At 29.2% G+C, this 26,358-nt stretch carries 32 protein-coding genes and 1 rRNA gene; 31 read left to right on the top strand and 2 right to left on the bottom strand.

Annotated elements, in window-relative coordinates:
* The first annotated feature begins 40 nt into the window (after positions 1–40).
* From alaS to trxA, 8 genes are all read left to right on the top strand, one after another.
* Positions 41–2,683 carry an alanine--tRNA ligase gene (gene alaS / locus C7N44_RS06940; protein WP_105957187.1) on the top strand — a complete coding sequence of 881 codons (2,643 nt, stop codon included), beginning with the start codon at positions 41–43 and terminating at the stop codon, positions 2,681–2,683.
* Between the two features lie 66 nt (positions 2,684–2,749).
* A complete protein-coding gene (locus C7N44_RS06945) occupies positions 2,750–3,019 on the top strand; it encodes an IreB family regulatory phosphoprotein (protein ID WP_105957188.1) in 270 nt (89 codons plus the stop codon).
* 3 nt (positions 3,020–3,022) lie between these two features.
* Complete coding sequence (gene ruvX, locus C7N44_RS06950; protein WP_105957189.1) at positions 3,023–3,457, top strand: Holliday junction resolvase RuvX; 435 nt, start codon at positions 3,023–3,025, stop codon at positions 3,455–3,457.
* A gap of 15 nt (positions 3,458–3,472) precedes the next feature.
* A complete protein-coding gene (locus tag C7N44_RS06955; RefSeq protein WP_105957190.1) occupies positions 3,473–3,775 on the top strand; it encodes a DUF1292 domain-containing protein in 303 nt (100 codons plus the stop codon).
* Positions 3,776–3,887: 112 nt separating this feature from the next.
* Positions 3,888–4,139, top strand: coding sequence for a cell division protein ZapA (locus C7N44_RS06960; protein WP_105957191.1), 252 nt, complete (start codon positions 3,888–3,890; stop codon positions 4,137–4,139).
* Entirely contained in the window at positions 4,139–4,624 is a 486-nt protein-coding gene (locus C7N44_RS06965) for a CvpA family protein (RefSeq protein WP_105957192.1), read from the top strand. Before C7N44_RS06960 ends, C7N44_RS06965 begins: the two co-directional genes overlap by 1 nt.
* A 17-nt stretch (positions 4,625–4,641) precedes the next feature.
* Entirely contained in the window at positions 4,642–6,996 is a 2,355-nt protein-coding gene (locus C7N44_RS06970; protein ID WP_105957193.1) for an endonuclease MutS2, read from the top strand.
* Between the two features lie 82 nt (positions 6,997–7,078).
* Positions 7,079–7,390, top strand: a complete 312-nt coding sequence (trxA, locus tag C7N44_RS06975; RefSeq protein WP_105957194.1) for a thioredoxin — start codon at positions 7,079–7,081, stop codon at positions 7,388–7,390.
* 42 nt (positions 7,391–7,432) lie between these two features.
* Here the strand turns inward: trxA and C7N44_RS06980 are convergent, their stop codons facing one another.
* Positions 7,433–7,921 (bottom strand): YslB family protein, encoded by a 489-nt coding sequence (locus tag C7N44_RS06980; protein ID WP_105957195.1) that lies wholly within the window; start codon positions 7,919–7,921, stop codon positions 7,433–7,435.
* A gap of 176 nt (positions 7,922–8,097) precedes the next feature.
* Here C7N44_RS06980 and racE point away from each other — a divergent pair, with 176 nt between their 5' ends.
* The 21 genes from racE (at position 8,098) to C7N44_RS08190 (ending at position 23,739) form a co-directional block, all read left to right on the top strand.
* Positions 8,098–8,907, top strand: coding sequence for a glutamate racemase (racE, locus tag C7N44_RS06985; RefSeq protein WP_225362963.1), 810 nt, complete (start codon positions 8,098–8,100; stop codon positions 8,905–8,907).
* On the top strand, positions 8,904–9,503 hold the full coding sequence (locus C7N44_RS06990; protein ID WP_404799044.1) for an XTP/dITP diphosphatase: 600 nt from the start codon (positions 8,904–8,906) through the stop codon (positions 9,501–9,503). Before racE ends, C7N44_RS06990 begins: the two co-directional genes overlap by 4 nt.
* 73 nt (positions 9,504–9,576) lie before the next feature.
* Positions 9,577–9,954, top strand: a complete 378-nt coding sequence (locus tag C7N44_RS06995; protein ID WP_105957197.1) for a DUF948 domain-containing protein — start codon at positions 9,577–9,579, stop codon at positions 9,952–9,954.
* Positions 9,955–9,968: 14 nt separating this feature from the next.
* Entirely contained in the window at positions 9,969–10,397 is a 429-nt protein-coding gene (locus tag C7N44_RS07000; protein ID WP_105957198.1) for a hypothetical protein, read from the top strand.
* A 147-nt stretch (positions 10,398–10,544) separates the two neighbouring features.
* Positions 10,545–11,546: a catabolite control protein A gene (gene ccpA / locus C7N44_RS07005; protein WP_105957199.1), complete on the top strand. Its 1,002-nt coding sequence runs from the start codon at positions 10,545–10,547 to the stop codon at positions 11,544–11,546.
* 90 nt (positions 11,547–11,636) lie between these two features.
* A complete protein-coding gene (locus C7N44_RS07010) occupies positions 11,637–12,371 on the top strand; it encodes a YebC/PmpR family DNA-binding transcriptional regulator (protein ID WP_105957200.1) in 735 nt (244 codons plus the stop codon).
* A gap of 103 nt (positions 12,372–12,474) precedes the next feature.
* A complete protein-coding gene (comGA, locus tag C7N44_RS07015) occupies positions 12,475–13,335 on the top strand; it encodes a competence type IV pilus ATPase ComGA (protein ID WP_157945064.1) in 861 nt (286 codons plus the stop codon).
* Positions 13,336–13,339: 4 nt separating this feature from the next.
* Entirely contained in the window at positions 13,340–14,317 is a 978-nt protein-coding gene (locus C7N44_RS07020; protein ID WP_167387296.1) for a type II secretion system F family protein, read from the top strand.
* Between the two features lie 2 nt (positions 14,318–14,319).
* A complete protein-coding gene (comGC, locus tag C7N44_RS07025; protein WP_105957203.1) occupies positions 14,320–14,631 on the top strand; it encodes a competence type IV pilus major pilin ComGC in 312 nt (103 codons plus the stop codon).
* Positions 14,600–15,058, top strand: coding sequence for a prepilin-type N-terminal cleavage/methylation domain-containing protein (locus tag C7N44_RS07030; RefSeq protein WP_105957204.1), 459 nt, complete (start codon positions 14,600–14,602; stop codon positions 15,056–15,058). The genes comGC and C7N44_RS07030 overlap by 32 nt, the downstream gene beginning before the upstream one ends.
* Entirely contained in the window at positions 15,051–15,224 is a 174-nt protein-coding gene (locus tag C7N44_RS08035) for a type II secretion system protein (protein WP_157945065.1), read from the top strand. The genes C7N44_RS07030 and C7N44_RS08035 overlap by 8 nt, the downstream gene beginning before the upstream one ends.
* Positions 15,205–15,636: a ComGF family competence protein gene (locus C7N44_RS07035; protein ID WP_105957220.1), complete on the top strand. Its 432-nt coding sequence runs from the start codon at positions 15,205–15,207 to the stop codon at positions 15,634–15,636. The genes C7N44_RS08035 and C7N44_RS07035 overlap by 20 nt, the downstream gene beginning before the upstream one ends.
* Complete coding sequence (locus C7N44_RS08040; protein WP_157945066.1) at positions 15,623–15,763, top strand: hypothetical protein; 141 nt, start codon at positions 15,623–15,625, stop codon at positions 15,761–15,763. The genes C7N44_RS07035 and C7N44_RS08040 overlap by 14 nt, the downstream gene beginning before the upstream one ends.
* 114 nt (positions 15,764–15,877) lie before the next feature.
* Complete coding sequence (locus C7N44_RS07040; RefSeq protein ID WP_191983102.1) at positions 15,878–16,873, top strand: class I SAM-dependent methyltransferase; 996 nt, start codon at positions 15,878–15,880, stop codon at positions 16,871–16,873.
* A gap of 21 nt (positions 16,874–16,894) precedes the next feature.
* Positions 16,895–18,085 (top strand): acetate/propionate family kinase, encoded by a 1,191-nt coding sequence (locus tag C7N44_RS07045; RefSeq protein ID WP_105957205.1) that lies wholly within the window; start codon positions 16,895–16,897, stop codon positions 18,083–18,085.
* Between the two features lie 198 nt (positions 18,086–18,283).
* Positions 18,284–19,666 carry an amino acid permease gene (locus tag C7N44_RS07050; protein ID WP_105957206.1) on the top strand — a complete coding sequence of 461 codons (1,383 nt, stop codon included), beginning with the start codon at positions 18,284–18,286 and terminating at the stop codon, positions 19,664–19,666.
* A 95-nt stretch (positions 19,667–19,761) separates the two neighbouring features.
* Positions 19,762–20,370, top strand: a complete 609-nt coding sequence (locus C7N44_RS07055) for a metallophosphoesterase family protein (protein WP_105957207.1) — start codon at positions 19,762–19,764, stop codon at positions 20,368–20,370.
* A 16-nt stretch (positions 20,371–20,386) separates the two neighbouring features.
* Positions 20,387–21,778, top strand: a complete 1,392-nt coding sequence (locus tag C7N44_RS07060; protein WP_105957208.1) for a bifunctional metallophosphatase/5'-nucleotidase — start codon at positions 20,387–20,389, stop codon at positions 21,776–21,778.
* A gap of 11 nt (positions 21,779–21,789) precedes the next feature.
* A complete protein-coding gene (locus tag C7N44_RS07065; RefSeq protein ID WP_105957209.1) occupies positions 21,790–22,338 on the top strand; it encodes a YutD family protein in 549 nt (182 codons plus the stop codon).
* Positions 22,339–22,340: 2 nt separating this feature from the next.
* Positions 22,341–23,114 carry a TIGR01457 family HAD-type hydrolase gene (locus tag C7N44_RS07070; protein ID WP_105957210.1) on the top strand — a complete coding sequence of 258 codons (774 nt, stop codon included), beginning with the start codon at positions 22,341–22,343 and terminating at the stop codon, positions 23,112–23,114.
* A gap of 1 nt (position 23,115) precedes the next feature.
* Positions 23,116–23,739 carry a TIGR01906 family membrane protein gene (locus C7N44_RS08190; protein WP_157945067.1) on the top strand — a complete coding sequence of 208 codons (624 nt, stop codon included), beginning with the start codon at positions 23,116–23,118 and terminating at the stop codon, positions 23,737–23,739.
* A gap of 35 nt (positions 23,740–23,774) precedes the next feature.
* Here the strand turns inward: C7N44_RS08190 and C7N44_RS07080 are convergent, their stop codons facing one another.
* Entirely contained in the window at positions 23,775–24,413 is a 639-nt protein-coding gene (locus C7N44_RS07080) for a VTT domain-containing protein (protein WP_105957212.1), read from the bottom strand.
* A 156-nt stretch (positions 24,414–24,569) separates the two neighbouring features.
* On the opposite strand from C7N44_RS07080, the gene C7N44_RS07085 reads away from it, so the two are divergent.
* Complete coding sequence (locus C7N44_RS07085) at positions 24,570–25,157, top strand: peptidylprolyl isomerase (protein WP_105957222.1); 588 nt, start codon at positions 24,570–24,572, stop codon at positions 25,155–25,157.
* Between the two features lie 479 nt (positions 25,158–25,636).
* A 16S ribosomal RNA gene (locus C7N44_RS07090) occupies positions 25,637–26,358 on the top strand; the annotation flags it as partial.

A 26,358-nucleotide genomic window follows, 5' to 3' on the forward strand; every position in this document is an offset into this window, starting at 1 on the left:
TTTACTGCAACGGTGTTTTTGTGCTTTTTGGAGGAAAATTATGAAAAACTTAAGTAGTAGTCAAATTAGAGCTATGTATTTAGACTTTTTTAAGCAACATGGTCATACTATTGAGCCTAGTGCTTCATTAGTACCTAAGGATGATCCATCATTATTGTGGATTAATTCTGGAGTTGCTACTATGAAAAAATATTTTGATGGAAGTGTAGTTCCTAAAAATCATCGTTTAACTAGTTCACAAAAGAGTATCAGAACTAACGATATTGAAAACGTAGGTAAAACTGCTCGTCATCATACTTTATTTGAAATGTTAGGGAATTTTTCAGTCGGTGATTATTTTAAAAAAGAAGCCATTATCTGGGCTTTTGAATTATTAACTTCACCAGACTGGTTTGGATGGGATAAAGAAAAATTATATATGACTGTTTATCCTAAAGATACGGATGCTAAAAAATATTGGGAAGCTGCTGGTGTTGCTCCAGATCATTTAATTGATATGGATGATAACTTTTGGGATATTGGTCAAGGTCCTTCAGGTCCTGATACTGAAGTTTTTTATGATCGAGGGCCTGAACATGATGATTTGAAACCAGATGATCCTGAAAATTATCCTGGTGGAGAAAATGAACGTTATTTGGAAGTTTGGAATATCGTATTTTCACAATTTAATCACAAACCAGATGACACTTATGAACCACTACCAAGAAAAAACATTGATACTGGAATGGGATTAGAACGTGTAACTTCTATTTTCCAAAATGCACCAACTAACTTTGAAACTGATTTATTTTTACCAATTATTCATAAAACTGAAGAATTTAGTAATAATAAGAAATATGGTGTCAATGATCAAGATGACGTTGACTTCAAAATTATTGCTGATCATGCTCGTGCAATTACGTTTGCTATTGGTGATGGTGCACTTCCATCTAACGTTGGTCGTGGCTACGTTATTAGAAGATTAATCAGAAGAGCAATTGTTTCAGGTCATCGTTTAGGAATTGAAAAAGATTTCTTATACAAATTAGTTCCAGTCGTTGGTGAAATAATGAAATCCTATTATCCAGAAGTGTTAGAACAAAAGGATTACTTAGCAAAAGTTATTCATTCTGAAGAAAAACGTTTTAATGAAACATTATCCGATGGTTTAGATCTATTAAACAATCTTTTAGACGCTTTAAAGGAATCCGACGATAAAGTCATTAGTGGTAAAGATGCATTTAAGTTATATGATACTTATGGTTTCCCATTAGAAATGACTAGAGAATATCTAAATGACGAGGGTTACTCTGTTGATGAAGATGGCTTTAAAGCTGAAATGAAAAAGCAAAAAGACCGTGCTCGTAATGCGCGTGGAGATAAAAAATCAATGGGAGTTCAACGAGACTTATTACTTGAAATTAAAACTCCAAGTAAATATGTTGGTTATAATCAATTAAGTGTTGACCATGCTAAATTATTAGATATCATTGTTAATGAAAAATTAGTTGATTCAGTGGATAAGGGTATTGCTGAATTTATATTTGACAAAACTCCATTTTATGCTGAAATGGGTGGTCAAGTTGCTGATCAGGGTATAATCAAAAATTCTAATGGTGATATTTGTGCTAAGATTACTGATGTACAAAATGCACCTAATGGTCAAAATTTGCACACTGTTGAAGTTATAAAGCCTATGAATAAAAATGATAATTATTCATTAGATGTTGATCGTCATTTCCATAGTAAAGTTGAAAAGAATCATACTGCTACTCACTTGTTAGATCAATCATTAAGAAATGTGTTAGGTGAACATACTCAACAAGCTGGTTCTTTAGTTGAACCTAATTATTTAAGATTTGATTTTACTCATTTTGGTTCGGTTACTGAAGATGATTTAAATAAAGTTGAAAAATTAGTTAATGAACAAATCTTTAAAGAACTACCTGTTAATACCGTAGAAACTGATCAAGAAACTGGTAAAAAAATGGGAGCCATTGCTTTATTTGATAATAAATATGGTGATAAAGTAAGGGTTGTTAGTGCTGGTGATTTTTCTGTAGAATTTTGCGGTGGTAATCATGTTAAAAATACTAACGAGCTAGGTCTATTTAAGATTACTTCTGAATCAGGAGTTGGCGCTGGAGTAAGAAGAATTGAAGCTGTAACTTCTGGTGATGCATTTGAATATTTAAATAATGAAGAAAGTATTTTGAAGCAAATCGCTATTAAAACTAAAACCAATAAGTTAGAAGAAGTACCAAACAGAATAAGTCAATTACAAGATGAAATTAAAGAATTACACCAAAAACAAGAAAGCTTGGAAACCAAAGTTGCTAACCAACAAGCAGATTCTGTATTTGAAAATATTCAAAAAGTTGGTAACCTAAAAGCTATTACAGGTGTATTAAAAGTTTCTGGAATAGGACAATTAAGACAATTAGCGGATACTTGGCGTAATAAAAATCTTTCAGATGTGTTAGTATTAGGTACAAGCATTAAAGGAAAAGCTAATTTAATTGTTGCCGTTAGTGATGATCAAGTTAAAGCTGGTGTTAAAGCTGGCGATTTAATTAAAGCTATTTCTAAAGAAATTAATGGTGGCGGTGGAGGTCGCCCTAACATGGCACAAGCTGGTGGATCTAATCCAGATGGTTTGCCTAAAGCTATGGATGCTGCCATTGAATGGTTACAAAAATTATAATTTTTTATAGTTAGTGCTTTATTAAAATTATGTTATCTTACATCATAGATATAGAGGTGTTTTGGAATGAGTGCTTCAGATAAAACAATGTATTTTGATTTAAATAATAATGCTCCTAAAGATGTCCATGATACTTTATTGTTAGTATATAAATCTTTGGAAGAAAAGGGGTATGATCCATATAATCAAATTGTAGGATATCTTATTTCAGGAGATCCTGCATATATTCCTCGTTTTAATGATGCAAGGAATCTAATTCGTCGTTATGAAAGAGACGAAATTATTGAAGAATTAGTTCGTTTCTACTTGGTTAAGAATAACAGTGAGGATAAATAATTTATGAGATTAATGGGGATGGACGTTGGTTCTAGAACCGTTGGAATTTCTGTTAGTGATTTATTGGGATGGACCGCTCAAGGCGTTGAAATTATTCCAATTAAAGAAGAAGAAGAGAAATTTGGTTTAGATCGCGTTAGTCAATTAGTTGAAAAATATGGAGTTCAAGGATTTGTGCTTGGACTACCGAAAAATATGAATAATACTTCTGGACCTAGAGTTGATGCATCAAAGCATTATGGTGAACTTTTAAAAGAAAAATTTGGTTTACCAGTGGATTTTGAAGATGAAAGATTAACTACCGTTGAAGCGGAACGTATGTTGATTGAAAAGGCAGATACATCTAGAAGAGGTCGTAAAAAGGTAATTGATAAGATTGCTTCTGAACTAATTTTGCAAACTTATTTAGATCGTAAAGGAAAATTAACAAATATATAGAAAGAAGGCTTATTAATGAGTAACGAAGAACAAACACAACAAATTACAATGGTCGATGAAAATGGAAATGAAGAATTATATGATGTTTTATTTACTTTCCAATCAGAGGATTATGGCAAATCATACATTTTACTTTACCCAGTTGGTAAATCAGATGATGATGAAGTGAATATTGAAGCTTATGTATTACCAGATGATGATGATCCTACTGATCCTCAAGGTGGAAATTTGAAGAATATTGATTCTGATGAAGAATGGGATATGGTTGAGTCTGTTTTGAATACATTTTTAGATAAAAATGACGATAAAAAAGACTAATTATTAATTATTAAGTGGAGTGTCTTATAAGACGCTCTTTTTTTGTGCATAACTGTTTTAAATCTATTTTTATGCTAAAATAGTGATTGAATAATCAGGAGGTTTGTGTAACATGACTAGTGCAAATCAGCGCTTTAAAGCAAAAATAGGAAACAAAACATATACATTTGTAGGAAAAAGTTCGGTCGAACATATGAAAACAGTTACTGAATTAATGAATGAACAATTAAATCAATTAAAAGAATTATCACCTGATATAGAGAAATCTGATGCTTCAATATTATTGGCATTCAATGCTTTTTCAGAACAGGTAAAACTACAAAATAAAATTAATCAATTAGAAAAAAAGGACTATAAAGAATAATGTTATTTACAGTTATTATATCTTTAATACTTTTAATTAGTATTTATAGTGGATATAAAAAAGGATTAGCGCAAGAAATAATGCGCATTATTGGTTTTTTAGCGACTTTGTTATTGTCATTACTTTATTCGAGAAATTTGAGTGATATTTTATTTTCTCACACTAATATTATTAGTAATCATCTCTTGTGTAATAGTATTAGTTTTTTAATTATATTTATTATTCTTTCTATAATAGTTAGATTTATTATGAGAATTATAAATAGTGCGACTTCTATTCCCGTTATTCATGAACTAAATTCTTTTGGTGGAGCGCTTATTAGTTTTATAATTTCATACTTTATGATTTTTTTAATTCTGAATATTATTTTGGTTCTTCCTAATAATAATATAAAAAAACAATATTATGACTCTAAGGTAGCTACTTTCATTGTTAATAAAACGCCGTTATTATCACATGATTTATATAAAAAATGGTTAAGATAAGGAGGGATTGTTTTAATATGGATACTAAAGTTTTGGATACTTTAGAATATAATAAAATAAAGAATACAATTTATAAGTATTTAACTACTAACAATGGTAAAAATGAATTGTCCTCATTAGTTCCAACTAACAATGGTAAGTCTATTAATCTTTGGCTAGATGAAACTGATGATGGAATGCATGTTTTACGTTTAGATAAAGAAATATCAATTCCTAAATTAGATGATATAACTCCATATATAAAGCGACTAAAAATTGATGCAACTTTAAATGGTAGTGAACTTTCCAAGATTAATAAAGTTTTAAAATCTGCTAACGCTTTGGTAAAATTTTTTGACAAAATGCATGAAGAACACATTTCATTTAAAAGACTTTATAAAATTGTTGATGAATTTCAAACCATTCCCACTATTTCAAAACAATTATCTTTTTCAATTGATGATGAAGGTAACATATTAAATTCAGCTTCAAAAGAATTAAGTAGTATTCGTAAACGTATTGATAAAGTAAAAACAGATATTCGTAATATTATGAATGGTTATACCCAAAAACAATCTAAATATTTAACCGAACCAATAGTAACTATTCGTGAAGATCGAATGGTTATTCCAGTTAAAGCGGAGTATAAGAATAAATTTGGTGGAATTGTTCATGATCGTAGTTCTTCTGGTCAAACTTTATATGTAGAACCTAGTTCTGTAATTGGTTTAAATAACGAACTTAGACAGAATCAAATTGCTGAAAGACAAGAAGAAAGACGTATTCTAATTGATTTATCGGACCTAATTAGACCATATCAATGGGAAATTATTAATAATTCTAAAATTTTGGGGCATCTAGATTTAATTAACGCTAAAGCTAAGTATGCTCGTAAAATGAAAGCAACTAAACCTTTAGTTTCTGTTGACAATAAAGTTAATTTAAAACAAGCTAGACATCCATTAATTGATCAAGCTAAAGTTGTTGCGAATGATTTAGAAATTGGTAAAGATAACCGTGCAGTTGTTATCACTGGTCCTAATACTGGTGGTAAGACTATTACTATCAAAACTTTAGGATTATTACAATTAATGGGACAATCAGGATTATTCATTACTGCTAATGAGGAATCAACAATTGGTATTTTTGATAATGTTTTTGCCGATATTGGTGATGAACAATCTATTGAACAAAACTTAAGTACTTTCTCATCACATATGGATAATATTGTCGATATTTTAAAGAATATTACTAGTAAAAGTCTAGTTTTACTCGATGAGTTAGGTGCGGGTACTGATCCTAAAGAAGGTGCGGCGCTTGCTATGTCTATTCTAGATAAAATTGGTGAAACTAATTCTGAAGTTGTTGCAACTACTCATTATCCTGAATTAAAGGTTTATGCTTATAATCGTATAAAAACTACTAATGCTTCAATGGAATTTGATGTGGAAACTCTAAAACCAACTTATCATCTATTAATGGGCATTCCTGGTCAAAGTAATGGTCTTAACATTGCAGAACGTTTGGGACTATCAGACCAAATTATTAATGAAGCCCGCTCGTTAGACGATCAAGATAGTCAAGATTTGAATAATATGATTGTTGAACTAACTAATCAAACGAAACAAGCTCGTGAAAATGCTGAATATTTAAAAGCACAGCTAGAAGATGCTACTAAATTGCATGCAGAGTTGAGCGATAAATTTAATAAATATCAAAATCAGAGAGAACGTCTTGTTACTGAAGCTAAAGAACAAGCTAATGAAATTGCCAAAAAAGCTAAAAATAAAGCAGATCGGATTATTTCAGAATTACACAAGAAGCAGGATCAAATTGGCAAAGTTTCAGTTAAAGAAAATGAATTAATTAATGCTAAGGGTGAATTAAATTCATTGAGACAAGACATTAGTTTGTCTAACAATAAAGTATTAAAGAAAGAAAAGGCTAAACATGATTTTCATAAGGGAGATGATGTACTAGTTAAATCTTATGGTCAACGGGGTGTATTAATGAGCAAGATGGGTAATCATAGTTGGGAAGTGCAACTTGGAATCCTAAAGATGAAAATTGATGAAACCGATTTAGAAAAGGTTAAACCAGAAAAAGAAAATAATTTTACAACTCGTGTAAAGAGGTCTGGTTCATCTGGATTATCAACTACTTTGGACTTAAGAGGACATCGTTATGAAAATGCAATGCATGAAGTAGACCAATATCTGGATTCAGCTGTATTAGCTGGTTATCCTTCGATTACTATTATTCATGGAAAAGGAACTGGTGCATTGCGTAAGGGAGTTACTAACTTACTAAAACGTGATCGTAGGGTTTCTGATTTTGGATATTCTGCTCCTAATGCTGGGGGAGACGGATCTACAGTGGTAAAATTAAGATAATATATCGTATAAGACATATTATTTGCAATCCTATTTTAAAATGCTAAACTTACTTTTAGTAAATACTAAGGAGGTTATTAAGATGGTTTCTGAAACTACAGATAAGACTTTTGAAAAAGATACTTCTGCTGGTGTAACTTTGACTGACTTTTGGGCAACTTGGTGTGGACCTTGTCGCATGCAATCACCTGTTGTCGAACAATTATCAGAAGATATGGGAGATAAAGTTACTTTTAATAAGATGGATGTTGATCAAAATCCTGAAACTCCTCAAAAGTTTGGTATTATGAGTATTCCTACTTTATTAGTTAAAAAAGATGGTAAAGTTGTTGATAACATTGTTGGCTATCACAGTAAAGAACAGTTAGCTAAAGTTTTAAATCAATATCTATAAAAATAATAAAAAGACAACTTGTTTAAATACAAGTTGTCTTTTTTAATTTGAATATAAATCAAAATTTTGAATATCATCAGAATCATTTGTAGGACTTTTTGGATCCATATGTACTCTTATTGTTACTTTATTATTTTTTTCTTCTTTAGGATTCATTTCAGCTTCTGCAATGACACCCATTTGTTGTTGTGCTATTTGAGCTAAAATACCAGCTTCAAACATAAAATCAGCATTAGCTGAAGATTCAAGTCTAGCTTTAACTATTTCTCCACTTAAAATCCATTTTATTTCATACTTGTTCTCTGAAATAATTGATAGTTCACCTAAACCAGATTGCTTGAAAAATAAGCTAACATCTAAAGCATCTCTAAGTGGAAATCTTCTCGCAATTTTTTTACCAGCCCAATAAAGGATGCTATGATCATCAGTACCTAATAAATCTTTTATCAATATATCTCTTAATAATTCTTGTCCCCAATATTGACTAGTAGATTTATTGCCCATGATTTTTTTATAAAGATTATTATTCATACTTACTAACCTCAATTCCTTTTGTCATTTTTCATTATATTATAATTTCTAATTGATTTGTATATTTTATCAAATAAAATTTGATTATATTACTAAAATGTCATTGCTAGGTTGCTGAAAATTAGAAAAAGGAAGATAATATATACTTAAACACTTTTTGAAAGAAGGTTAAGTAATTGGATAAACGTGCAATTGGTTTTATGGACTCAGGTGTTGGGGGACTCACTGTTGCTAAAGAAGCTATTAAACAATTTCCCAATGAAAATATTATTTACTTTGGGGATGAGGCTAGGTTGCCATATGGTGAAAAAAGTCCTGAAGAAATAAAAAAATTTGCTCAACAAATTTCTGATTTCTTGATTGATAAGGGAATTAAAATTTTAGTTATTGCATGTAATACTGCTACTGCTCATGCACTATCTTTATTAAAAAAGACTTTGGATATTCCAGTTATAGGTGTCATATATCCTGGTAGTTTAGCGGCAGTTAATATTTCTAAAGAACATCGTGTCGGTGTAATTGCAACTAATGGAACTATAAAAAGCAAAGCTTATGAAAAAACCATCAATGCAATCAATAGTGATATTCACATTTTTAGCCTCGGTTGTCCTAGATTCATTCCGATGGTTGAAGATGGACATTATAATAGCAAAGAAGATCAAAAATTAGTAACCAAAGATTTAAATCCTATTATAAGGGATAATGTTGATACTTTAGTAATGGGATGCACACATTATCCAATTATGCGTAAATTGATTCAAAATGCTATGGGAAAGAATGTTAAATTAGTAGATCCAGGCATTGCTGTAATTAAGGATATAAAGAAAACCATTGATGAATTAAACTTAAACAATAATTTGTCACATACTAGAAAACTTTGTTTTTACACAACAGGTTCTGTTAAAAAATTTCGTTTTGTTGCAGAAGAATGGTTAAATAGAGATATTGATATTAAAAAAGTACCTTTAAAGATGTTGGAGGAATAGTAATGTTAAATACAATTGTAATTGCTACTAATAATGAAAATAAGGCTATTGAATTTAGAAATATGTTTTCGTCCAAAAATATTCACTTTAAAACTTTAAAAGATTTTCCAAAAATAGGTAATATTAAAGAAGATGGTAATTCTTTTGAAGAAAATGCGACCATTAAAGCAACAGCCGTCCATAAAATGACTAACCTAGCAGTGCTCGCTGATGATTCAGGATTACAAGTGCATTCAATTAATAATGAACCTGGTATTTATTCCGCTAGGTATGCCGGTGATCATGATGATTCCGCTAATAATAAAAAACTATTAAAAAAATTATCTGATAAAAATGATCGAAGTGCTACATTCTTTACATGTCTTGTATTAATTAAACATGATGGTAAAAAATTAGTTGTTAACGGTGAGCTAAATGGTAATATTTTAGAAGAATATAGAGGAGACAATGGATTTGGATATGATCCTTTGTTTTATGTACCTAGCATGAAAAAAACTTTGGCACAAATGACAAATACAGAAAAAAATAAGATTAGCCATCGTGGAAAAGCAATAAAAAAATTATTTGATGAATTTGATAATTGGTGGATTAACTAAATGTTAACTAATTGTAAATTTTTTACGAAAATGCTATTCTAAAAGCATAGTATAAATAAGGGGGAGGAGTTGTATGACAATAGGAGCTTTAGCTGGTTTAATTGCTGCAATTGCATTTCTAATATTAGCTGTAAGTGCTGCGTTTGTTTTAATTAAACTTTCAAAAACCGTTGACGAGGTTAATAAGAATATTAGCTCAATTTCTCAAGATGTTAATGTTTTGTCTAAGCAAACAGAAGAAATTATGATTAGCTCTAATTCTATGATTAAAGATTTAAACGAAAAAGTTAATACATTAGATCCTGTATATCAAGCCGCTGCTGATGTTGGTCAAAGTGTTTCTGATTTGAATAATGCTACTCAAAGCTTAACAAAGAAATTTCAAGAAAGAAATAAACCTTCTTTTCTTGAAAAAATAGCAGGTATAGGCTTTAAATTATTTAGAAAATAAGGAGAGTGTTTTTTATGAAAAAAGCAGGATTATTTTTTATGGGACTAACTGCAGGAGCTGCAACTGCAGCTTATGTTGCTTATCGTAAATTAGATGACGATAAAGCCAAAAAATTGGTAGATACTACTAAGAATGCTGCTAATAGTTTTAAAGACCGTGCATTAGATTATGCATTCTATGCAATGGATTCTGTAGATGATGCTAAGCAATCATTACAATCTAAAACTTCTGATGCAACTTCTAAAATTAAAGATGCAGCATGCAAAGCTAATGATAATGTTATGAACAAAGCTCAATATTATTATGATGAAGGAAGCACTCAATTTCATAAAGCTGCTAACAATTTAAGAGAAAAATCTAAGGATGTTGATAATAAAAATGACGATGATAATGAAGATGTTGTCGTAGATCCTGATTTTTTAAAAAAAGACAGTGAAAAATAATTGAACAAGAAAGACTTGGAATTAATTAAAACGATTAGTTCCAAGTCTTTCTTGTTTACTTGTTATTTTTATTTTAATCTGCTATATTTATACAATAAATGAAAGCGCTATAAAACTTTCTATTATTTACTTAGAAAGGGTTAAAATATGAATAAGCAAAATATAACTATTTATGATGTTGCTAGAGAATCTAATGTTTCGATGGCAACAGTTTCCAGAGTTTTAAATGGCAATTCCAATGTTAGGCCTGCTACTAAAAGTAAAGTAATGAATGTAATTAATAAAATGGAATATCGTCCCAATGCTGTTGCTAGAGGCCTAGCTAGCAAAAAAACTACTACTGTTGGAGTTATTATTCCGGATGTTACTGATGAATATTTTGCATCTTTAGCAAGAGGTATAGATGATATCGCTTCTATGTACAAGTATAATATTATCTTAGCTAATTCTGATGACGATTCATCAAAGCAAATTAATGTTTTAAATAATCTATTAAGTAAACAAGTTGACGGTATTATTTTTATGGGAAATGAAATTAATGATAAGTTACGTCAAGAATTTAAAAATTCAAATGTACCAATCGTCTTAGCTGGATCTGTAGACGAAAGTAATTCAGTTCCTAGTGTTAATATTGATTATATCTCCGCTGTTAAAACTGAAACTAATATATTGATTAAAAATGGTAATAAACGAATAGCTTTTATTTCTGGATCCTTAAATCAACCTATAAATTTAGACTATCGATTGGTTGGATATAAAAGGGCTTTGCAAGAAAATAAATATACATTTGATGACTCGTTGGTATTTTCTACTAATGGTAATTATCGAGCAAGTTATAATTTAGTCGACAGTATCCTATCTAAAAAGATAACAGCAGCGGTTGTTACTAATGATGAATTAGCGGCAGGTTTGCTAAATGGTTTAACTGATTTTAATATTAAAGTTCCAGATGACTTCGAAATTTTTACCAGTAATGATACTAAAATATCAAAGCTTGTAAGACCTCAATTATCATCAATAACTCATCCACTATATGATGTTGGTGCTGTTGCAATGAGACTACTTACTAAAATAATGAATAATGAAGATATTGATAATAAACATGTTTTGTTGAATTATGATATTGTTGAAAGACAATCAACAAAATAGTAATGTACTTGATTAATGGTATTTGCATTGATATAATTAATATGTTTGTAAATTGAAGAATTTGAATTAAACGAGAGGAGTGCTGAGATCATGTCAGGACATTCAAAATGGCATAATATACAAGGTCGTAAAGGTGCCCAAGATAAAAAACGTGGTAAAATTTTCCAAAAAATTTCACGTGATTTATACCAAGCAGCTAAAGCAGGGGGTGCAGAAATAGATGGTAACCCTCAATTACGTTTAGTTATTGATAAAGCTCATGCTGCTAATATGCCTAAGGATAATATCCAACGTGCACTAGATAAAGCTACTGGTGTTGGTGGAGCTAATTATGAAGAAATAACTTATGAAGGTTACGGACCAGCTGGTACAGCTGTTATGGTTTCTTGCTTAACAGATAATAAAAACCGTACTGCTGCAGCAATTCGTTCTGCATTTACTCATCATGGTGGTTCTTTAGGATCTAATGGTTCTGTTTCATATATGTTTGACCGTAAAGGATACATTGTCATTTTACGTGATGGTTTAGATGTCGACGAAGATGATATGTTAATGGATGCATTGGATGCTGGAGCTGATGATATGAAGGCTAGTGATGAAAAATTTGAAATTTTTGTTACACCTTCAGATTTGAATGATGTTCGTGATGAATTACAAAAGAAATATACATTAGATACTGCTGAAGTAACAATGTTCCCACAAACTGTTACTGAAGTTCCTAGTGATAAGGCATCACAATATACTGGATTAATTGATGAATTGGACGAAAATGATGATGTCCAAGATGTTTATGAAGCTGCTAAATTACCAGAAGATGCTGAATAAAATAATTTAATATTTTTTTAAGATGTGTAGTTTATTCTACACATCTTTTTTTATAAAAAAATACATATACCTTTTTGCGAATATATTACTGGAGGATATTTATATGAAAATGAGAAATTACTTTAATAATTTAATTAATGATGCCATTAATATTCATGCTAGCGATATTTATATATTTCCTGAAGGTGATAATTTTAATATTAAAATGCATACGAATTTAAAAATATTAAAATATTCAGTAATAGATAGTTCTTTTTCTAAAGCTTTACTTAACTATTTTAAGTATATTTCTAATATGTCTATTAGTGAAAACAGGAGGCCACAAATAGGTTCATTCGTCTATAGACTAGATAATCAAAATTATTATTTAAGATTTTCTTCGGTTAGTAACTTTGATAATAAGGAATCTATGGTAGTCAGAATTATTTATGGTATAGAAGATAAGAATTTGAATTATATTGATTATAATAAGCTAATATCTTTAAAGAAAAGGTTTTGTAGGGGAGGGATGATTTTATTTGCTGGTCCCACTGGTTCTGGAAAAACTACATCAGCTTATAAACTAGCCAAAAGTATTAGTTCCCAAAAAATTATAATGACTATCGAAGATCCAGTAGAAATAATTGAGGATAATTTTTTACAACTGCAAGTAAATGATTCAGCTGATATGGGATATGATGAATTAATCAAAGTTGGACTACGTCATCGACCTGATGTATTTATTATTGGTGAAATCAGAGATTCTAGAACAGCTAATGCTGCAATTCGTGCTTCACTTTCGGGACATTTAGTTATAAGTACAATTCATGCTAATAGTGCTAAGGGTGTAATTAATAGGTTAAAACAATTAAATGTTGATTCATCAGATATAAATCATGCTATTAATACAGTTGTCTATCAAAAATTAGTTAATGATGAAAATGAAAATATGTCTGTATATATGGATATAAATGAGGAGCAATGAAATTTTGTTTAATATAAAACTAAAAAGTTCAGAACAACAGATACTATTTAAAACTTTAAGTGAGTTATTGGAATCAGGATTTAATCTAAAAGAATCATTAATCTTTATAAAACAAACAATAATTAAAGAAAGTATTATTGATGATATCTTAACCAAATTAGAACAAGGGTATCATCTTAGCTATAGCATTAGAAAATATATAGATGGTGAGTTTTATAATCAAATATATATTAGTGAAAAGAATGGTAATTTAATTAATTGCTTAAAAGAAATTAATAAATATATTTCTATCAAAAATAGACAGAATAAAAAAATTCAAGAAGTTTTAATTTATCCGATATTTTTAATCATAATGCTTTCAATGGCGTTGATAGGAATAAATAAAGTAATTGTTCCTCAGATGAGCTCAATTGGTACAGTTGAAAATTACAATTTAAGCTATTTCTATCTTTGTATTTTCTCTATTCTTATATTGATATCATTGATATTTGTTTATTATAAAAATTTATCATTCTTAAAAAGAAAGGAATTTTTAATTAAAGTACCTTTCATAGGAAAAATATACCAATACTATATGGGATATTATTTGTCTTACAATTTATACTTAATGTTAAATAACGGTATTGATATCAAAAACATCTTATTCATTATGAATAGTTTTGAAAAATCAACAATAATTTATTCATTAAGCAACGAAATAAAATCTGATTTAGAAAAAGGTATGGATTATACAAGGCTAATACAAAAATATAATTTTATACCTAAAGAATTTGTTTTATTTTTATCACAAGGCAATTCTAAAGAAAAAATAATGAATAATTTGTTTATATTTTCAAGACTTCAATTTGAAGAAATGATTAATAAAAGTAATCGTTTAATTAACTTAGTGCAACCAATTTTATTTTTACTAATAGGTATTGGAATTATATTAGGATATTTATCAATTCTAATGCCTATCTATAATTCATTAAGGGGAATATAAAAATGAAAAAACACAAAAGAAGAGCAGGATTTACTTTAATTGAAATGACAATCGTATTATTTATTATCTCGTTATTAATTTTGATAATTGTACCTAATTTAAACGGACAAAGGAAAAAAGCAGAATCTGTTCATAGTAATGCAATGATATCTTTAGTACAAAGTCAAATTGATGCTTATTTAATCGATAAGGGTGATTCTAATGTTACGTATCAATCTTTGAAAGAAAATGATTATTTGAATTCAACACAAATAGCTAGGGCGGAAAAACAAGGGATTAGTATTGATAATAATAAGGCAATTAAAAAAGAATAAGTTTGGTTTTACTAATATTGAAATGATCATTGTATTAATAATTGCATCTTTATTTATAGGTATTACCATTTTTATTTATCCTAATATTAAAAATTATCAGCGTAATGATGAACAAAAATTTTGGAATTCGTTTAAGTATCAATGGGATAGTATTATTATGTCTACTAAAACTAATAAAAACGATAAATTAAAAATTTCAAGTACAATTATTGTAAATAAAAACAACGTTAAGTTTATTTATTGGAATGGAGTAACTAAAAATATTAAAGTTCCTAGTACTATAAGCATATATGGTAATTCATATATAATTGATATTAAAAATGGTGGCTATGTTGCTCCTGCAACTTATCGTTGGTATTCAAATACTTTAAAAAGAGATTATGTACAAACATTTCAGCTTGGGTGGGGTGTGTATCATATTGAATAAAAAATTAGATGGATTTGTTATTATTGATAGTTTAATATCAATAATTTTAATTACTGTAGGTATATTATTTTATATAGAATGTGATCAAGCTATTAATAATAGTATAAAAAATGCTGAAAATAATTTGATTGAAAGTAGAAACAAATATGAAACCACCTTTAAGTAGAAACGGTTTCACAATTATAGAAAGTATTATCGGTTTATTAATATTAAGTTTATTGGCTATTTTAATTAATACTTCATTTTTTTATATTAATGATGATGATAGACATCAAAAAAGTGAAACCGTTAATTATCATGTCTTTCTAAGTACAATTGAATCCAAAAAATTAAATTTAAAAGTTGTTAGGCTTGGCGATAATAATATCACTTTAACTAATCCATTAATTAATAAAGAGTATCGAATTCAGGTTTATAAAAATATGTTGAGACTTTCTGGAAATAAAAATGGACATGTGCCAATATTAGAACATGTTGAGTCAACTAAATTTAGTATTCATAAAAATCATCTATTTATTAAAATAATGTTTACTAATCAACAAAAATTTGAAAGTGAGACTTCTATTGAAAAAAACTAATCATAATGGTTCTGCTACAATGATTGCACTAATATTCTTAACAGTTTTATCTATTATTTTATCAATTAAATTTTTAAATTATAATGCTGAGATCACTACAATTAATGAATTAATTAAAAATTATTAATACTAAGTATTTCTTGGGTTTATCTTGAATTAATTAATACTAATCTGGTAATATTGAACTTGTATTAAATCTTTTAAGGGAGTGAGAATACTGGCTGAGAAAGATACAGAAACTTTGTTTAATGTATTAGATAAATCTACTGAAATATTGAAAAAAGAATTAGATGTTTCATATTTAGATGCCTTTATTGAAAACGGTGATAATATGATTAACAATAATACTGTTCATGTTGAAGATAGTAAGCCTAATGATGATATAGTTTCTAAGTTAGAAAAGCTGTATAATGAAGTAGATTATAATTCTATGAATGCTGAGTCAATTAGAAGGTCTATTCAAATGGCTATGATTAAAGCAACTAAAGAAGATGCTGTTCAAGCAAATCATCAAATAACTCCTGATACAATTGCTTCAATTATGGGATATTTAATTATTAGACTATATAAAAACAAGTCTAATTTAAGCGTTCTTGACTTGGCAGTGGGTACTGGTAACTTATTAAGTACTGTTATGAATCAGCTATCAGATGCACTTAAAACAAATATACATGGTGTCGGTGTAGATAATGATGATTCTATGTTAGCAATCGCTAGTTTAAACTTTCAGATGCAAAATAAAATTGACGATGTTGAATTAATTCATCAAGATGCGGTTGATAACTTATTGGTTGATGATTCAGATTTAGTTATTTCTGATTTACCTGTTGGTTATTATCCAATTGATGAAAATACCAAGAATTATAAGACTAGATCTATTGATGGTCATTCATATGCTCATCATTTGTTAATTGAGCAAGGGATGAATCATGTTAAGCCAGGTGGCTTTGGTGTATTTTTAGTGCCAAGTAATATTTTTAATACTCCTGCAGCTAAGGAATTATTAAAATGGAATCAAGATAATGCATATATGCAAGGTTTATTAAACTTACCTAAAGAATTATTTACTAATGTTAAAGCTCAAAAGGCTATTTTAATTTTACAAAAGCATGGTAATAATGCTAAACAAGTTGATAAAATAATGTTAGGGGAATTTCCTTCTTTCAAAAATCCATCAGCTTTCCAAAAATACTTAGCTGAAATTGTTGAATGGGAAGAAAATAACTTACTAAAATAAAACAAATTAAGGAGAACTATTATGGGAAAGTCTATTGCTATTAATGCTGGAAGCTCCACATTAAAATTCAAATTATTTGAAATGCCTTCTGAAAAACTAATTTCAAGCGGGGCTATTGATCGTATTGGTTTAACTAAATCTGATGTTGCCATTAAATATGGTGATGGTAAAAAATTCCATAAGACTATGGACATTGAAAATCATGAAGAAGCTATTAAATTAGTTTTGGATAAACTACTAAGCTTAGACATTATTGATGACTATAATGAAATTACAGGTGTTGGTCATCGTGTTGTTGCTGGTGGTGAATTTTTTACTGATTCTGTTGTTATCACTGATGATGTTTTGAAAAAGCTTGAAGAATTATCAGAACTAGCTCCATTGCATGAACCTGCAAATATTCTGGGAATTAAAGCATTTAAGAAAATTTTGCCTAACGTAATTAGTGTGGCCGTTTTTGATACTTCATTCCACACTTCAATGCCAGAAGAAAATTATATGTATGCTTTACCATATAAATATTATCGTGAACATAAAGCGCGTAAATATGGAGCACATGGTACTAGTTATCGTTATGTTTCAGGCCGTGCTGCTGACATGCTTGGTAAACCATTAAAAGATTTAAAATTAGTTGTAATGCATTTAGGTGCAGGAGCATCTATTTGTGCTATTGATCATGGCAAATCACTTGATACATCAATGGGCTTTACTCCAGTAACTGGTGTCATGATGGCTACTCGTTCAGGAGACGTTGATCCTTCATTACTTGCATATATTATGGAAAAAGAAGGTATCACTGATGTTAATGAAATGATTAATGTTCTAAACAAAAAATCTGGATTATTAGGTGTATCTGAAGTTTCAGCTGATATGCGTGACTTGGAAGCTGTAAAAGCTGATAATCATCAAGCTGAATTAGCTCGTAATATGTACATGAATCGTATTATTAGATATGTTGGTCAATATGTTGCTGAAATGAATGGTGTGGATGCAATTGTATTTACTGCTGGTGTTGGTGAAAATGATATTGGTATTAGACAAGAAGTAGCTGATAAATTAAGTTACTTTGGTGTCGGTGTCGATCCAGAAAAGAATCATATTCGTGCTGTAGAAAGAGATATCAGTTCAGATGATTCATCAATCAAGACTTTATTAATTCCAACTAATGAAGAATTAATGATTGTTAAAGATATTGAAAGACTACGTAAATAGTTAACAAAAAAGAACTCTTTTGAGTTCTTTTTTTGTTTCATTTATAGATGAAACAAATTCATTTAAAATTTTTAATCATGAATAAATATTGATAAAGCAATGTTTATAAAGTAAGATCATCCTTAAAATAATTATAATACAATATCTTATAATAAATTATTATGTATAATTAAAATAGTAAAGGGAGTGCATAAGATTATGAAAAATACGCCCAATGAAGATAATGGACAATTATCTAAGGGATTAAAGAATCGCCATGTTCAATTAATAGCTCTTGGAGGAACAATCGGAACAGGTTTATTTTTAGGTGCTGGAGAATCTATCCAGTTTGCCGGCCCATCGATTATTTTTGCTTATTTGATAGCCGGAATAGCTGGATTCTTCATTATGAGATCTCTTGGTGAACTATTATTATCTGATGTTAATTGTCATTCATATATTGAATTTGTCGATAAATATTTAGGTAACAGAATAGGTTTTGTTGCAGGATGGACTTACTGGGCATGTTGGATTTCAATTGCAATGGCTGAAATTACTGCTGCAGGTTTATATATTCATTTTTGGTTTCCAGGGATACCGCAATGGGTAACAGGACTATTTTTACTTATTGTATTATTCTTAGCTAATTCAATTAATGTTTCTGCTTTTGGTGAAACTGAATTTTGGTTTGCTTTAATTAAAGTTGTAGCTATCTTAGCTTTAATAGCTACAGGTGTAGTATTAGTTGTAATTAACTATAAAACTCCAGTCGGGCATGCTAGTTTAAGCAATTTATTTGGGAATTCAATGTTTTCTCATGGATTTAGTGGATTCCTTTTAAGCTTTCAAATGGTAATATTCAGTTTTGCAGGAATTGAGATGATTGGAATGACTGCTTCTGAAACTAATGATCCAGAAAAAGTTATTCCTAAAGCAATTAATGAGGTACCTTCTAGAATACTTATATTCTATATTGGATCATTAGTAGCTTTAATGTGTATCTATCCATGGAATCATATTAATGCTAGCTCTAGTCCTTTTGTACAGGTTTTTCAAAATATAGGAGTAAATTCTGCTGCTGCAATTATTAATTTTGTTGTATTGACTGCTGCAGTTTCTGCTTGTAATTCTGCTATTTTTACAACTGGAAGAATGATTTACTCATTAACCTATGGATCAAAAAAGCCATTTGGTAAGCAATTAGGGTCCTTAAATAAGCATAAAATTCCTTCTAAGGGAATTCTATTTTCTATTTTAATAATTACATTATCATTAATTTTGAATGCTTATATGCCTGATGGTGTATTCCAACTAGTTTCTAGTATTGCTACTACATGTTTCTTATTTATTTGGGGATTGATTGTTTTAGCGCATTTAAAATATCGTAAGTTAGTTGCAAGTAAAAATGAAAATAATAAACTAACATTTAAAATGCCATTTTTTCCTTATTCTAACTATTTTGTTTTAGTATTTTTGATTTTTGTAGCAATTGTAATGTTGTTTAGGATGAATACATTATTTGCACTTATTGGATCAATAATTTGGATCATAGCATTATATATTATAAAATTATTAGCGGACGAAGTTCATGAAAAGAGATAATTCCAATTTTGGAGTTATCTTTTTATTTTGTAATTTATATTTTTGCGTTTATTGTTGTAATATATAGTTAGTTAATATGGAAAGGGAGTAATTGTATTCAGTACTTTATTTCTGATACGCATTTTTTCGATAAACATATGTTAGGTATTGATGACTTTGCTCCACGACCTTTTTTCTTTGTTGATGATATGAATAATAAAATTATCGATAACTGGAATAACAAAGTTAAAAGTAGTGATACGGTATATCATTTAGGCGATATTGCTGTATATCATATTAAACCAGCAAAAAAATCATATGAGGCAGTTTTTAATATTTTAAAGAAATTAAATGGACATTTAGTTTTAATTAAAGGAAATCATGACAGCCGTGATCTATTTAAATTTTTGAGTAATCATAATTATTATATTAATAGTAAACCTAAGTTTGAATTTCATGATGTAGGTGTATTAATAAAAATGAATCATTGTCAGTATTACATGACCCATTATCCAATGATGATGGGAAAAGTTGAAAAAATTATTAATCTTCATGGGCATATTCATCATTACTCTGTTCCAATAAAAGATAATTTAAACGTAGGTGTGGATTCTCCTGAACTAGATTATTTAAAAATAAAACCATCCTTTGGATCTCCATTGTCTGAATCTGAAGTGCAAAACATGGTTTCAGGTAAAAATATTGATTTCGCTAAGAGACATTAATTAGGGGGTAAGTTAATTGTTAGATAAAATTGCTATTTTGCATACAAATGATTTACATTCTCATTTTGAAAATTGGCCTAAAATTGTTAGATATTTGGCCTCAGAAAAACATAAACTTGAAAATCAAGGCTATTTCGTAATAACTGTTGATTTAGGTGATGCAATTGATCGTGCTCATCCATTAACTGAAGCAACCAATGGTAAAGCAAATGTAGAGTTATTAAATCAGGTTCATTATGATGCAGTTACTATTGGTAATAATGAAGGACTAACTAATAGTAAAGATGAATTAAATCATTTGTATGACGATGCCAATTTTGATGTTATTTTAGATAATTTATTTGATTTAAAAACTGGAAAACAACCAGCTTGGGCAAAACGAAAAAAGATTATTAAAAGTACAAATGGTACTAAAATAAAATTATTGGGATTAACAGCGCCTTATCATTCTACTTATGAGTTGGAGGGATGGAATCCTATTAATGACCAAAAAATGATTCCTGAGCTTATAAAAAATGATAATGATGATTATAATGTAATGGTTTTATTATCACATTTAGGGGTTACTCAAGACCGTTTAATTGCTAGTAAGTTCCCTCAGTTTAATATAATTATTGGGAGCCATACACACCATTTATTTAAAAATGGTGAATATGACAATAATTCATTATTAGCTGCAGCCGGTAAATATGGACATTATATTGGAGAAATAAAAATATCTTTAGAAGATGGTAAAATTACAGATAAATCTGCTTCAGTAGTTAAGACTTCAGACTTACCAGAACAAATTGATGACAAAGAATATATAGATGGGCTAGAGGAACATGGAGAGCACATATTATCTAAGTCTAAAGTTGCTGATATTCCTTATACTATGAATACATCATTGAGAGGAGAACCTTCTATCGTGAAAGAAGGGCTTGAAGCCATGAAAGAAAAGGCTAAAACTGATGTTGCAATTATAAATGATGGGCTGTTCTTAGATGATTTACCTAAAGGGATAGTTGATAAGAATCAATTGCATAAAATATTGCCTCATTCTATGCATGTAATGAAAACCACTTTAAGGGGTTATGATTTATGGCGTATGATTATGGAGATGGAAAAAAATCGTAAGTTTTTAATTCAATTTGAACAAAAGGGAATGGGATTTCGTGGTAAATATTTTGGTGAATTAAATTATTCTGGCATTGATGTTGACATGAAGAATCGTAATGTTTTATATAATGGTAAAGTTATTAAGGATAATGATAGTTATGATATTGCTTTATTGGATCATTATCTATTTATTCCATTTTTCCCAACTATCGCGATTGTTGGCGATAATCATATTTTGTATAATCAAACATTGCGAGATGTATTCGCCAGTTATTTATCGAAAAAATATCCTTTAAATAAAAAAGATTAGGAGAGTTTTATTTGGATCGTAAAACTATTGAAGAAACAGTAGAAGAAAATAGAGCTTCTAAAAGACCATTAGCCAAAATATCTCAGGAAAGTAATAATAAATTACTTATTAATGGACATGATTATGAGATAATTAAGAATGTTGAAGATTGTTTTGATCTTGAAATTTTTAAGCAACAATATAATCCTATTTTTAGTAAATATAATTATATTGTAGGTGATTATGGGTATGGTGTTTTAAGACTAAAGGGATTTCTTAAGGATGATGATAAAGTACCTCCTCAGTATCAATTTAGTTCAATTGAAGATTATATTTATGAATATGCTAATGTAGGCGCTAAATATTTTGTTATTAATAATATAGAAGCTAAAAACAGTTTTAGAAATAATTATTTTAGTAAAAATCATCGTAATAATCATAAAAAGCATAAAAATAGACGCCATAACTTTGAGGAAAAAGTAACAAAACATAAACGGCCTATTAATAAACGTAAAAACATGCATATTACTAAAAGCGATGGTAAAGGTAAGCGCCATTTTACGATTAAACAGGGAGAATAGTTATGAAAAAATATAACGGATATTTCATTGATTTAGATGGAACAATTTATGCTGGTAGTAAGAGAATTCCAGCCGCTAAAAGGTTTATTGAAAGATTGCAAAAGAAAAATGTTTCTTTTATGTTCGTTACCAATAACACTACTAAAATGCCTATTGACGTTGTTAATAATTTATCTAAAAATCATGATATCCATGTAAATGAAGATAATGTTTATACTGCTGGCTTAGCAACTGCTGACTATATGGACAAAGTTGCTGGAACTAAACGTAAAGTCTATGTAGTTGGTGAAAAAGGTCTAGTAACTGCTTTAGAAAACAAAGAATTTAAAGTTGTATATAATGAAAAGCCTGACTATGTGGTTGTGGGGTTAGATTCTCATACTGATTACGATAAATTAAGTAAAGCTGTTTTATATATTAGATCTGGTGCAAAATTTATTGGTACCAATCCTGATAGTAATATTCCAAATGAAAAAGGGATGCTTCCAGGTGCCGGTTCTTTAGTTGAATTGGTTAGATATGCAACACAGGTTAATCCAATATTTATTGGAAAACCTAAAAGTATTATCTTGGAAAATGCACTAGAAAAAATTAAACTAAATAAGAATGAGGTTGTAATGGTTGGCGATAATTATATGACAGATATTTCTGCAGGAATTAATTTTGGAATTGATACTTTATTAGTTTATTCAGGACTATCCACTAGAAATCAAGTATCTAAGATGAATATAAAACCAACTAATGAAATTGATTCATTGGATGATTGGACAATTTAGAATGCTTAAATTTAAACTGCTTAATATATTGGGTATTATAATAATACTTTTATCTGTGATAAGTTTAGGTATATTTATAATTATAAATATACCTTTTTTATATTATCTATCTATATTGATATTTCACATTGATATTAATTCTCACAAGACGATAAGTGAATTAATGAATAATTATTATAATATTGTGACTTATTTACAGTCCCCATTTATTAACCATTTTAGCTCTAGCTTTATTATAGATAGAAAGGGATTTCATCATTTTTTTAATGTAAAACAATTAATTATTTTTAATAATCTCTTTATGTTTTTTTCTTTACCTATTGCTTTAAAGGTTTATTATAATTATGTATCTAGGAAATTTATTATTTTATGGATGAATTTTCTGAAATTAACTATTTATACGTTTATTTTTATGTTAATTTTACTTGCTATTGATTTTAATGGAGTTTTTATAAAGTTTCATCAAATATTTTTTAAAAATAATGATTGGATATTTAACGTTAAGCAAAATTCTGTTATTTTGGCTTTTCCTGATGGATATTTCTTCTTATGTTCTTTGACTTTATTTTGTTTATTTATATTTTTGTGTATTTTTCTTTTGAGAAAAGGGAAAAAAGAAATCTAATAAAAAGAGTGGAATCATAAATATTCCACTCTTTTTTATTTTTGCCTCTTTTCCTTAATAAAAGCTATTATTCCGGGAATTAAAGTGATTAATATGATGCTAATTATTACAACTGAGAAATGCTCTTGAACAAATGGAATGTTACCAAAGAAGTGACCAGCACCGCAACATAGTAATACCCAAACTACACATGCTGATAAATTATACTTTATAAATTTATCGTATTTATATCCACTTGTAGCAGCAATGAAAGGAGCTATTGTTCTAATTATTGGCATAAATCTTGCGATGAATATTGCTAATATTCCATATTTATCAAAAAAAGATCTAGCCTTATCTAATTGTTCAGGTTTGATAACTTTTGCGACCCATTTTTGTTTTGTAATTTTGTAACCTATTTTGTCTCCTAAATAAAAGTTCAAAGTATCACCTAAAAAAGATGCCAAGAGGAACACAACTATAAATACCCAAGTATTTAAATGATACTGTGGATTTGCTGAAATTGCGGATGCTGCGAATAATAAAGAGTCACCTGGTAGAAACGGCATAATTACTACTCCCGTTTCTACAAAGATAACAGCAAAAAGCATAATATATGTCCAATTTCCAAAATAAGTAACTAAATTAATAATGTGATTATCTATATGAAGTATAAAGTCTATTAAAGTATTCATATTTTTCTCCTTAATTAAATATATATCGTAATTTTACCAAATTTAGAATAATAAGTGCATAATAATAAAATAAATTATGAAAAAACACTTATCATTTCTCCAATTTTATTTTATTATATTATATGTTTACTAAATAATTATTTGGAGGAATTTATTATTAATTATCCGCAGTTAAATTTAGATGAAGAAAATGGCCCACTAGCTATTATAAAGACTAATTATGGTGATATTGAAATTAGATTATTTCCTGAACAAGCACCAATGGCAGTAGAAAACTTTACTAAACTTGCTGAAGTAGGTTATTATGATCAAATTAATTTTCATAGAGTTATTAAGGACTTTATGATTCAATCTGGTGATCCTACAGATACAGGTGCAGGTGGTGAAAGTATTTGGAATCAACCATTTGATGATGAATTTTCTGATGATTTATATAACTTTAGAGGTGCATTGTCTATGGCAAATGCAGGCCCTAATACTAATGGCAGTCAATTTTTTATTGTTCAAAATAAAAATTTAGCAGATAATTTAATAGAACCTATGAAGAGATCTAAATTTTCTAATGAAGTTATTGACGCATATAAGAAAAATGGAGGAGCCCCATGGTTAGATTTTAGACATACGGTTTTTGGTCAAACAATTAAGGGAATTGATGTGGTTGATAAAATAGCTAATGTTGATGTTGATAACAATGATCGACCTGTTTCAGATGTACTGATAAATAAAATAGAAATTTTCAAATAATTATTGACTATAATGTATATTGTTGTTATTATTATTTTCGTTGTCATTTTTTGAATTTAAATTTTTATAATTTTGTTTAAAAATTTTATTGACTTGTATTCAAAAATTTGATAGTATTTTTATTGTTGATTTGTGAGGCTAAAGCGATATATGTTTTTTATGAAAAAGATATTGACTTTCACTTCTCAAAATGGCATAATAATTAATGTTGCGTTGTTGATATAGCAAATAGCAACATATCAATTAAAAATTTAATTATAAAAAAAGTTGTTGACGTTGAATTGTTAATATGATATAATTAAAAAGCTGCTTGTTTTAAGTGGCTAACTGATAAGTAGATCTTTGAAAACTGAACAAGATTGATAATCAATGATGTGTAAGGAACTTACGATTTTAGATCGTAAGTAATTAAACACAGCGAAGTCAATTCGCTTTTAAAAACAATTAATTTGATGAGCTAGTTAAAAGCTTTTTATCTATAAGATGAGAGTTTGATCCTGGCTCAGGACGAACGCTGGCGGCGTGCCTAATACATGCAAGTCGAACGAGTCCTCCCAATTTGATTTTATGCTTGCATAAATGATTTTTGGATTCGGGACGAGTGGCGAACTGGTGAGTAACACGTGGGTAACCTGCCCTAAAGCAGGGGATAACATTTGGAAACAAGTGCTAATACCGTATAATTAGTTGGAACCACATGGTTCCAACTTGAAAGATGGCTCTGCTATCACTTTAGGATGGACCCGCGGCGTATTAGCTAGTTGGTGAGRTAATGGCTCACCAAGGCGATGATACGTAGCCGACCTGAGAGGGTAATCGGCCACATTGGGACTGAGACACGGCCCAGACTCCTACGGGAGGCAGCAGTAGGGAATCTTCCACAATGGACGCAAGTCTGATGGAGCAACGCCGCGTGAGTGAAGAAGGGTTTCGGCTCGTAAAACTCTGTTGTTAAAGAAGAACAAGTGTAAGAGTAACTGTTTACGCTTTGACGGTATTTAACCAGAAAGCCACGGCTAACTACGTGCCAGCAGCCGCGGTAATACGTAGGTGGCAAGCGTTGTCCGGATTTATTGGGCGTAAAGCGAGCGCAGGTGGTTTTCTAAGTCTGTTGTGAAAGCCCTCAGCTCAACTGAGGAAGTGCAGCGGAAACTAGAAGACTTGAGTACAGAAGAGGATAGTGGAACTCCATGTGTAGCGG

The organism is Apilactobacillus quenuiae, from assembly GCF_002994005.1.
GTDB classification, from domain to species: domain Bacteria; phylum Bacillota; class Bacilli; order Lactobacillales; family Lactobacillaceae; genus Apilactobacillus; species Apilactobacillus quenuiae.

What these genes read in the sequence shown, in the direction of transcription:
- alaS (WP_105957187.1), top strand. Translation starts at nt 41, where the DNA reads ATGAAAAACTTAAGTAGTAGTCAAATTAGAGCTATGTATTTAGACTTT.
- C7N44_RS06945 (WP_105957188.1), top strand. Translation starts at nt 2,750, where the DNA reads ATGAGTGCTTCAGATAAAACAATGTATTTTGATTTAAATAATAATGCT.
- ruvX (WP_105957189.1), top strand. Translation starts at nt 3,023, where the DNA reads ATGAGATTAATGGGGATGGACGTTGGTTCTAGAACCGTTGGAATTTCT.
- C7N44_RS06955 (WP_105957190.1), top strand. Translation starts at nt 3,473, where the DNA reads ATGAGTAACGAAGAACAAACACAACAAATTACAATGGTCGATGAAAAT.
- C7N44_RS06960 (WP_105957191.1), top strand. Translation starts at nt 3,888, where the DNA reads ATGACTAGTGCAAATCAGCGCTTTAAAGCAAAAATAGGAAACAAAACA.
- C7N44_RS06965 (WP_105957192.1), top strand. Translation starts at nt 4,139, where the DNA reads ATGTTATTTACAGTTATTATATCTTTAATACTTTTAATTAGTATTTAT.
- C7N44_RS06970 (WP_105957193.1), top strand. Translation starts at nt 4,642, where the DNA reads ATGGATACTAAAGTTTTGGATACTTTAGAATATAATAAAATAAAGAAT.
- trxA (WP_105957194.1), top strand. Translation starts at nt 7,079, where the DNA reads ATGGTTTCTGAAACTACAGATAAGACTTTTGAAAAAGATACTTCTGCT.
- C7N44_RS06980 (WP_105957195.1), bottom strand. Translation starts at nt 7,921, where the DNA reads ATGAATAATAATCTTTATAAAAAAATCATGGGCAATAAATCTACTAGT.
- C7N44_RS06995 (WP_105957197.1), top strand. Translation starts at nt 9,577, where the DNA reads ATGACAATAGGAGCTTTAGCTGGTTTAATTGCTGCAATTGCATTTCTA.
- C7N44_RS07000 (WP_105957198.1), top strand. Translation starts at nt 9,969, where the DNA reads ATGAAAAAAGCAGGATTATTTTTTATGGGACTAACTGCAGGAGCTGCA.
- ccpA (WP_105957199.1), top strand. Translation starts at nt 10,545, where the DNA reads ATGAATAAGCAAAATATAACTATTTATGATGTTGCTAGAGAATCTAAT.
- C7N44_RS07010 (WP_105957200.1), top strand. Translation starts at nt 11,637, where the DNA reads ATGTCAGGACATTCAAAATGGCATAATATACAAGGTCGTAAAGGTGCC.
- comGA (WP_157945064.1), top strand. Translation starts at nt 12,475, where the DNA reads ATGAAAATGAGAAATTACTTTAATAATTTAATTAATGATGCCATTAAT.
- comGC (WP_105957203.1), top strand. Translation starts at nt 14,320, where the DNA reads ATGAAAAAACACAAAAGAAGAGCAGGATTTACTTTAATTGAAATGACA.
- C7N44_RS07035 (WP_105957220.1), top strand. Translation starts at nt 15,205, where the DNA reads ATGAAACCACCTTTAAGTAGAAACGGTTTCACAATTATAGAAAGTATT.
- C7N44_RS07045 (WP_105957205.1), top strand. Translation starts at nt 16,895, where the DNA reads ATGGGAAAGTCTATTGCTATTAATGCTGGAAGCTCCACATTAAAATTC.
- C7N44_RS07050 (WP_105957206.1), top strand. Translation starts at nt 18,284, where the DNA reads ATGAAAAATACGCCCAATGAAGATAATGGACAATTATCTAAGGGATTA.
- C7N44_RS07070 (WP_105957210.1), top strand. Translation starts at nt 22,341, where the DNA reads ATGAAAAAATATAACGGATATTTCATTGATTTAGATGGAACAATTTAT.
- C7N44_RS08190 (WP_157945067.1), top strand. Translation starts at nt 23,116, where the DNA reads ATGCTTAAATTTAAACTGCTTAATATATTGGGTATTATAATAATACTT.
- C7N44_RS07080 (WP_105957212.1), bottom strand. Translation starts at nt 24,413, where the DNA reads ATGAATACTTTAATAGACTTTATACTTCATATAGATAATCACATTATT.